The organism is Hydrogenophaga intermedia, assembly GCF_023715105.1.
Classification (GTDB): domain Bacteria; phylum Pseudomonadota; class Gammaproteobacteria; order Burkholderiales; family Burkholderiaceae_C; genus Hydrogenophaga; species Hydrogenophaga intermedia_A.
In genome coordinates this window covers 1-449 of sequence record NZ_JAMBNO010000104.1, presented here as the reverse complement: position 1 = coordinate 449, position 449 = coordinate 1, and the positions used below count along the sequence as shown (strand labels likewise).

Annotated in this window: 1 pseudogene; it reads right to left on the bottom strand. The window is 62.6% G+C overall.

The window, feature by feature from the left end:
* A pseudogene (locus M3149_RS22770) lies at positions 1 to 215 on the bottom strand (hypothetical protein); the annotation flags it as partial.
* Positions 216 to 449 lie beyond the last annotated feature (234 nt).

Genomic DNA, 449 nt, shown 5'->3' with positions numbered 1-449 from the left:
GGTCGTTTCCTAGCCACCGGAGCGGCATCCGGAGCTGTCCAGGTGCCGAGGTCGATCCGGCGCTTCACAGCGCCGAGCCACCCTTCCGCATCCTCTCGGTTGGCGAAGGTCTCCGGTGCCTTGTGCTTCACAAGGTCGGGGCCGATGTAGGCGGCTCGGTGCCGCCCGGACGGCAGCCGCGCGATCCGTCCGAAGCCGCGTCTACGGTTCGCCATGAGGGGTCGCTTTCGTGGAACATACGTGGAACAACAGGATCCTCTTAGACTCTCATAAGCTCCCATGATTCCACGTTTTCGCAGGTCAGAGCGGTGGAGCCGCAGGTCAGAGAGGGTATGAAAAGAGGTTCAAGTCCTCTTAGGCCCACCACTGCTGCGCCTGCCTCGAAGCAAGCTGTACGTCGCCCGCGGCGTCATGTCCTCCCTGCCCGAGCATCAAAGAGGTATGACGAC